Source organism: Nitratireductor aquibiodomus NL21 = JCM 21793 (assembly GCF_000615975.1).
GTDB classification, from domain to species: Bacteria; Pseudomonadota; Alphaproteobacteria; order Rhizobiales; family Rhizobiaceae; genus Nitratireductor; species Nitratireductor aquibiodomus.
This window is the reverse complement of record NZ_BAMP01000058.1, coordinates 20,169-27,346: the sequence shown is the minus strand read 5'-3', so window position 1 is coordinate 27,346 and position 7,178 is coordinate 20,169. Positions and strand designations below refer to the sequence as shown.

8 protein-coding genes and 1 pseudogene are annotated in these 7,178 nt (G+C 62.2%); 5 read left to right on the top strand and 4 right to left on the bottom strand.

Annotation, left to right across the window (positions count from 1 at the left end; genetic code table 11):
* The 5 genes and pseudogenes from JCM21793_RS15310 to JCM21793_RS31535 form a co-directional block, all read left to right on the top strand.
* On the top strand, nt 1-236 hold a 236-nt coding region (locus tag JCM21793_RS15310; RefSeq protein WP_025030929.1), incomplete at its 5' end, for a heme exporter protein CcmB.
* Nucleotides 237-279: 43 nt separating this feature from the next.
* Nucleotides 280-1,068, top strand: coding sequence for a heme ABC transporter permease (locus JCM21793_RS15305; protein WP_007010673.1), 789 nt, complete (start codon nt 280-282; stop codon nt 1,066-1,068).
* The gene (gene ccmD, locus JCM21793_RS15300) at nt 1,065-1,232 is read left to right on the top strand and encodes a heme exporter protein CcmD (protein ID WP_007010672.1); all 168 of its coding nucleotides are present in this window, start codon (nt 1,065-1,067) and stop codon (nt 1,230-1,232) included. Before JCM21793_RS15305 ends, ccmD begins: the two co-directional genes overlap by 4 nt.
* The gene (locus JCM21793_RS15295) at nt 1,229-1,813 is read left to right on the top strand and encodes a DsbE family thiol:disulfide interchange protein (RefSeq protein WP_025030927.1); all 585 of its coding nucleotides are present in this window, start codon (nt 1,229-1,231) and stop codon (nt 1,811-1,813) included. Before ccmD ends, JCM21793_RS15295 begins: the two co-directional genes overlap by 4 nt.
* Nucleotides 1,814-1,915: 102 nt before the next feature.
* Nucleotides 1,916-2,949: pseudogene (locus JCM21793_RS31535) on the top strand (DUF2332 domain-containing protein).
* Between the two features lie 200 nt (nt 2,950-3,149).
* Here the strand turns inward: JCM21793_RS31535 and JCM21793_RS15285 are convergent.
* From JCM21793_RS15285 to typA, 4 genes are all read right to left on the bottom strand, one after another.
* On the bottom strand, nt 3,150-3,761 hold the full coding sequence (locus tag JCM21793_RS15285; RefSeq protein ID WP_007010669.1) for a LysE family translocator: 612 nt from the start codon (nt 3,759-3,761) through the stop codon (nt 3,150-3,152).
* Between the two features lie 5 nt (nt 3,762-3,766).
* Nucleotides 3,767-4,378 carry a LysE family translocator gene (locus tag JCM21793_RS15280; RefSeq protein ID WP_007010668.1) on the bottom strand — a complete coding sequence of 204 codons (612 nt, stop codon included), beginning with the start codon at nt 4,376-4,378 and terminating at the stop codon, nt 3,767-3,769.
* 136 nt (nt 4,379-4,514) lie between these two features.
* The gene (locus JCM21793_RS15275) at nt 4,515-5,267 is read right to left on the bottom strand and encodes a class I SAM-dependent methyltransferase (protein ID WP_051556210.1); all 753 of its coding nucleotides are present in this window, start codon (nt 5,265-5,267) and stop codon (nt 4,515-4,517) included.
* 31 nt (nt 5,268-5,298) lie between these two features.
* Complete coding sequence (gene typA / locus JCM21793_RS15270; protein ID WP_025030925.1) at nt 5,299-7,122, bottom strand: translational GTPase TypA; 1,824 nt, start codon at nt 7,120-7,122, stop codon at nt 5,299-5,301.
* Nucleotides 7,123-7,178 lie beyond the last annotated feature (56 nt).

Sequence of the window (7,178 nt, the reverse complement as noted above, 5' to 3'; positions counted from 1 at the left end):
TCGCGGTCGGGGCGGCCCTTGCCGTGGCGCTGCCGCGTGGCGGGCTTCTGGTTTCGGTTCTGGTCCTGCCGCTCACCATCCCGGTTCTGATCTTCGGTGTGGCGGCGGCGCGCGGGGCGGTGGCCGACCCCGATCCGTTTCTGCCGCCTTTCCTCATTCTTGCCGCGCTGATGCTGTTCTTTGCCGTCATCGGGCCGCTGGCCGCTTCCCTTGCACTGCGCTGGGGCGGCGACTGATGTGCGGCAATCGATTCGATTGCGGAACAGGACACGCAACGCTATGGGTTCAGGCATGACAAACGCCACGCCGCAAGCCTCTACGCTCTCCGGTCGCCTGACGGCGCTCGCCAATCCCACGCGTTTTCTCGCGCTGGCCGACACGCTTGTTCCATGGTTCGGCGGCCTGTCGCTGGCCGTTCTCGCTGCCGGCTTCTACATGGCGTTCTCCGCGCCGGAGGACTACCAGCAAGGCATCACGGTGCGGATCATGTACATCCATGTGCCGTTCGCCTGGCTTGCCATGTTCTGCTATTCGCTGATGGCTATTTCCGCGCTTGGAACACTCGTGTGGAAGCACCCGCTTGCCGATGTGGCGCTGAAAGCCGCTGCTCCCATTGGCGCTGCTTTCACGGCGCTCGCCTTATTCACCGGCTCCGTCTGGGGCAAACCGATGTGGGGCACATGGTGGGTCTGGGATGCGCGGCTGACCTCCGTCTTCATCCTGTTCCTGATGTATCTCGGCATCATTGCCCTGACGCGGGCCATGGATGATCCCGGCCGTTCGGCGCGGGCTGCGGCAATCCTCACGCTCGTCGGCTTCGTCAACATACCGATCATCAAGTTCTCGGTGGACTGGTGGAACACGCTGCATCAGCCCGCTTCGGTGTTCCGCCTCGATGGCCCCACGATCCACGCCTCGCTGCTGTGGCCGCTGCTCATCTGTGCGCTGGGCTTCACACTGCTTTTCGTCACGCTGCATCTGATGGCGATGCGCGCGGACATCTGGCGCCGTCGTGTTGTCGCCATGCGCCGGCTTTCGGCGCGGGCAGCAGAAAGGGCAGCACGATGACCCACGCAGCCTATGTCTTCGCCGCCTACGGAATCTCGGCGCTGGTGATTGCGGGGCTCGGCCTTTGGATCCTGATCGATCAGGCCGGCCGCAAGCGAGAGCTCAAGGAGCTTGAAGAGCGTGGCATTCGCCGCCGCTCGGACCGCAAGGCGCCGAAGAAATGAGCGTGACAAGCGAAAAGCCGCCCCGTTCGCGGCGGCTTCTGTTCCTGCTGCCGCTGTTGCTTTTTCTGGCGCTTTCGGCCGTCTTTCTGATGCAGCTCTTTTCCGGCAAGGATACCTCTCTCGTGCCATCCGTACTGATTGGCCGCTCCGCGCCGCAGACCGATCTTCCCCCGCTCGAGGGGATGAACCTGCCTGGGCTTTCATCGCAGGCGTTCAGTGGCCGGGTCACCCTGGTCAATGTCTGGGGTTCCTGGTGTCTGCCATGCCGTCAGGAGCACCCGCTGCTGATGCAACTCGCCACGGATGAGCGCGTCGTGATTGCGGGGCTCAACTACAAGGACAAGCCGGAAAACGCCCGCCGGTTTCTGGGCGATCTCGGCAATCCCTACGATGCCATTGGCGTCGACCAGAATGGCCGTGCTGCGATCGACTGGGGCGTCTATGGCGTTCCCGAAACCTTTCTCATCGGGCCTGATGGCACGATCCGCTACAAACATGTGGGACCGTTCACGCCCGAGAGCATCCGCAAAAGTCTGATGCCCGAGATTGAAAAAGCTCTGGCGGAGCGCCCGGCAAGCTGACAGCCCACGCCATTTCCTCTGGCCCAGATGAAATGCTGCACTGCAGCAAAAGCGCCGTAAAACGCATGCTAAGGTTTTCATCCCAACGAGCAGGAGGGATGTATGACGACCCATATCAGCGCGCATTTCGAGAAGCAGGCGCTGGCCTGCGATCGCATGGGCTCTCCCTTTACGGCGCAACTGTGCCGTCTTCTGCCTGACATACTGGACCGCGAGACCGCCACCGGTGCGCGCGTGCTCGGCTGGCCGGGCGAGGCCGGGGAGGATGCGCTGGCGCTGCGTCTGTGTGGCGGGCTGCATGCGCTTGTGCTTGCCGGTGAGGATGCCGCACTTGCCGGGGTCTATCCACCAAACGCGGCTTCGCCTGAGGCGCTTCGAAAGGCCATGAGCGCGGCCATCGCCCGCCATGATGCGCGTCTTTGCGCCAATCTGGACAGCCCACCACAGACCAATGAGATCGGTCGTTCGGCGATGCTTATGCCGGGCTTTCTCCAGATCGCGCGGGAAACCGGCCTGCCGCTCGACCTTTGTGAGATTGGCTCGAGTGCAGGCTCAACCTTCTGTTTGACCGCTTTCGCTACCGCTATGGCGATAGCGTATGGGGCGACGCCGCTTCTCCCGTGAGGCTGGAGCCCGAGACGCGCGGGTCAGCACCGGACCTGTCGGGGGCACTGGATATCGCCACGCGCCAGGGCAGCGACATTGCGCCCATCGACGTGTCGCGGGATGATCAGCGGTTGCGATTGACCTCCTATGTGTGGGCCGATCAGGAGGCGCGGCTTTCCCGCTTGCGCGCGGCAATGGAGTTGGCAAACGAGACGCCTTTCGCACTGGAAAAGGCGGATGCCGCTGACTTTGTGGATGCCGCGCTTGCCGCCCGCCGGCCCGATCGGGTCACGGTGCTTTTCCATTCGATCATGTGGCAATACCTTCGCCATGAAACGCGGGCCCGTATAGAGACCGCGCTTGAAACGGCTGGCCGGGCAGGCGGTCCACCCATCGCATGGCTGCGCATGGAACCCTCGGACACGAATGAGCCATTCGCGCTGGTTTCGCTCACGCTGTGGCCCACTGGAGAGCGCCGCGATCTTGCGCACTGCGACTTCCATGGCCGCTGGATCGAGTGGTTGCTCTAATGCATGTCGCTTTCAAATGAATTCATTTGAAAGACAACGAACATGCATCATTTGAAAGTGTTACAGCGTCCTTTGCGCGTCTTATAAGACGCGCGGCGCTGTAGATCGCCCTGCGTCCATGCGGGACGCACGGCGATCCAGACTATTGATGGAGCATCGGAATAGTCCGAAAACCGGGTTCCACTTTTCGGTCCGATGCTCTAGCGCGTTGCGATGGCCGCCGCTGCGCCGGCCATCATCGAGGCGCTGGTGCGGTTTGCAATGCGCATGGCGCGCGGGCTTTTGAGCAGCCTGCGTGCCTGTGTGGCGGCAAGCACCCACACGGCATCCACCGCCACCAGAACAACCACCATGGTGAGCGTCAGCTCCGCCCAGCCGATCAGCGTTACCGAGGCGACATCGATGATGGTGGGCAGCAACGCCAGATAGAACATCATGATTTTCGGATTTCCGAGGGTCACTGCCATGCCGGTGAAGAAGAGACGCAGGCGCGAGCCGGCATTGGGCAGGGCTTCGCCACCCGTTTCCACGGGCGCGGTCCACATCTTCCATGCGAGATAGAGCAGATAGGCCACGCCCGCATATTTGATCGTCACAAAAGCCATGTGGAAGGTCTCCGCCACATAGGCGAGGCCTAAAATGGCGAAGGAAAGCCAGATACCCTCACCGATCCACATGGCGGCCAGGAACGGCAACACATCGCGCCAGCCGCGTGTGATGACGCGGGCAACCAGCGCCGCGATGCTGGGGCCGGGAGAGCCGGCCGCGACAAGCAGGGCGCCGGCAAAGATGATGAGGGCGGACATATCCATTTGTTCTACCTTGCGGAGAGCGCCAGACGCAGGCCGAGCGCGGCAAAGGCTGCCGCAAACGAGCGCCGGAGCCATTTCATGATGGTCGGGCTCGACAGGACCCTGCCTCGCACGAGCGAAGCCATCTGCCCGTAGAGCACGAAGACGACAAAGGTCATCGCCATGAAGATGAAGCCCAGCCATGCCATATCGAGCGCGGGCATTGCGCTTTCGGCGGGAATGAACTGGGGCAGAAAGGCCAAAAAGAAGATCGAGAGCTTTGGGTTCAGAATGTTGATCAGGAAGCCGCGTCGGATGATCGCCCGATGCGGGATCGCGCTGCGGTCGGGTTCGGCATTCAGCATGCCGTTCTCCTTCAGCGCACCCCATGCCATCCAGAGGAGATAGAGCACCCCGGCGAATTTCACGATCTGGAACAGCATCGCGCTGGCGTGCAGCAGGGCGGCGATGCCGAGGATCGCGGCTGCGATATGGGGCAGAATGCCAAGCGTGCAGCCGAACGCGGCCGAAACGGATGCCAGTCCGCCGCGGCCAAGCGCGATGGCCAGTGTGTAGATCACACCAGTGCCTGGAATGAGCACGACGACAAGCGCCGTGAGCAGGAATGCGGGATCCATTGGGGAACTCCTCCACGAAGGTACGGAGATTAGGGCGCTATGTATGGAAACTGTCAACCCGGATGGTGGGATGTGTTGACGGCTGCGCCAGGCGCGAGATTGGTGCCCGCCTGACGCTACAGCGTGCTTCAACTGGCTATTGCGGCACTGCGCGCCCAAGCGGAATGATCTCCTTCGATGCTGGTTCGAAGGTGCTTTCGGTCCAATCCCCAAACCATCCTTCGACCTGAAGCCCGCTTTCCTGCAACAGCTCTGCGATGACATTCTTCGGCGTATAGCGAATGCGTGCCGTGGCCGTATGCGCCTCACCGCTTTTCAGCACGCGATAGCTGTTTCGATAGCTGAGTATCTGCGCCGCGTCGTCAAAGGTGGACTCATTCCACGCTTCGACCTCACCATGCCCGGGGTGTGTGAAGCGGCGTAGTGTCGTTTCCTTTGTGCGGGTCTTCCCGCCGGGAAAATCCGGATTGCGACTGTCGAAGATGAACTGGCCACTCGGTTTCAGATGTGCGGCGATGGTTTCAATCACAGCGCGCTGATCCGCTTCGGTGAGAAAGACCTGAAACGTATGGCCCGTGAGAGCAACCAGATCGAAACGCTCATCAAGTCGGATCGTGCGTGCATCGCCTTCGATCCAGTCCACCGTACTGCCATCTGGGCGGGTGCGCGCGATGTCGAGCATAGCCGCTGCGGGATCGACCCCGACAACGCGTCGACCTGCGCTCAGGAGAGCGGCCAGTTCGCCAGTTCCGCAGCCGAGGTCTAGAACCGAGCGGGCGTTGCCGGCGAGTTTCCTGCAGAAAGCCAGGTCAGGTCGCGCAGCCCCGCGAAAATCATAGAACTGCGCGACATCTGGTTCGGCATAGAGCGGTTCGACCAAGTCATTCATGCAGACAACCTGGCCGGAAAACCGGTCAGTCTCAAGCCGCGCCGGCGCGGCTTTTCTCGAAACGTTTGCGCTCGTGCGGGTCGAGATAGAGCTTGCGCAGGCGGATCGACTTCGGCGTCACCTCCACCAGCTCATCTTCCTGAATCCAGGAAAGCGCGCGCTCCAGCGTCATGCGGATCGGCGGAGTCAGTTTCACCGCCTCGTCCTTGCCGGCGGCGCGGATGTTGGTGAGCTTCTTGCCCTTCAGCACGTTCACTTCCAGATCGTTGTCACGGGAGTGAATGCCGATGATCATGCCGTGATAGACTTTCACGCCGGCGTCGATCACCATCGGACCGCGATCTTCCAGGTTGAACAGGGCGTAGGCCGCTGCCTCGCCGTCATCGTTAGAGATCAGGACGCCGTTCACGCGGCCGCCGATCTCGCCCTTGTAGGGCTGATAATCGTGGAACAGCCGGTTCATGATGGCCGTGCCGCGCGTGTCGGTCAAAAGCTCAGACTGATAGCCGATCAGGCCGCGCGTGGGCGCGTGGAAGACGAGGCGCTGGCGGTCACCGCCGGAGGGGCGCAGCTCGATCATCTCGGCCTTGCGCTCCGACATCTTCTGAACGACGACGCCGGAATGCTCTTCGTCCACATCGATGACCACTTCCTCGATGGGCTCGAGAAGCTGGCCGCTTTCGTCTTTCTGCATGACCACGCGGGGGCGCGAGACGGCGAGCTCGAAGCCTTCGCGGCGCATGGTTTCGATGAGAACGGCGAGCTGAAGTTCGCCACGGCCGGAGACGTAGAAGGAATCCTTGTCGTCGGCTTCCTCGATCTTCAGCGCCACATTGCCCTCGGCTTCCTTCAGGAGGCGGTCGCGGATCACGCGGCTCGTCACCTTGTCGCCCTCGGTGCCGGCCAGCGGCGAGTCGTTGACGATGAAGCTCATGGTCACGGTCGGCGGGTCGATCGGCTGGGCTTCCATCGGCTGGGTGACCGATGGATCGCAGAATGTGTCGGCGACGGTGCCCTTGGAGAGACCGGCAATGGCGACAATGTCGCCCGCATGGGCCTCCTCGATGGGCTGGCGCTCAAGTCCGCGGAAGGCGAGGATCTTGGAGATGCGGCCGTTTTCGAGAAGCGTGCCGTCGTGATGCAGCACTTTCACCGCCTGGTTCGGCTTGATGGAGCCGGCGGCGACGCGTCCAGTGATGATGCGGCCGAGGAATGGGTTGGCTTCCAGAATGGTGCCGATCATGCGGAAGGGGCCGGGCTCGGTGGTCGGCTCGGGCACATGCTTGAGCACGAGGTCGAACAATGGGGCGAGACCCTGGTCCTTCGGGCCTTCGGGCTCGTAATTCATCCAGCCGTCGCGGCCCGAGCCGTAGAGGATCGGAAAGTCGAGCTGCTCGTCCGTAGCGTCGAGCGCGGCGAAGAGGTCGAACACCTCGTTGATCACCTCGTCGGCACGCGCGTCCGGACGGTCGATCTTGTTGATGGCGACGATCGGCTTCAGACCGACCTTGAGCGCCTTGCCGACAACGAACTTGGTCTGAGGCATCGGGCCTTCGGCGGCATCCACCAGAAGCACGGCGCCATCCACCATGGAGAGGATGCGCTCCACCTCGCCGCCGAAATCGGCGTGGCCGGGCGTGTCGACGATGTTGATGCGGGTTTCCTTCCATTCCACCGAAGTGGCCTTGGCAAGAATGGTGATGCCGCGTTCTTTTTCGAGGTCGTTGGAGTCCATGGCCCGCTCCGCGACGCGCTGGTTGTCGCGGAAGGCGCCGGACTGCTTCATAAGCTCGTCGACGAGTGTCGTTTTCCCATGGTCAACGTGGGCGATGATCGCAATATTGCGCAGTTTCATGTGTGCTCTTTTGGGGTCGGTAGGCGCGCGAAAGGCATGGCGCGGCCAGTTGCGTT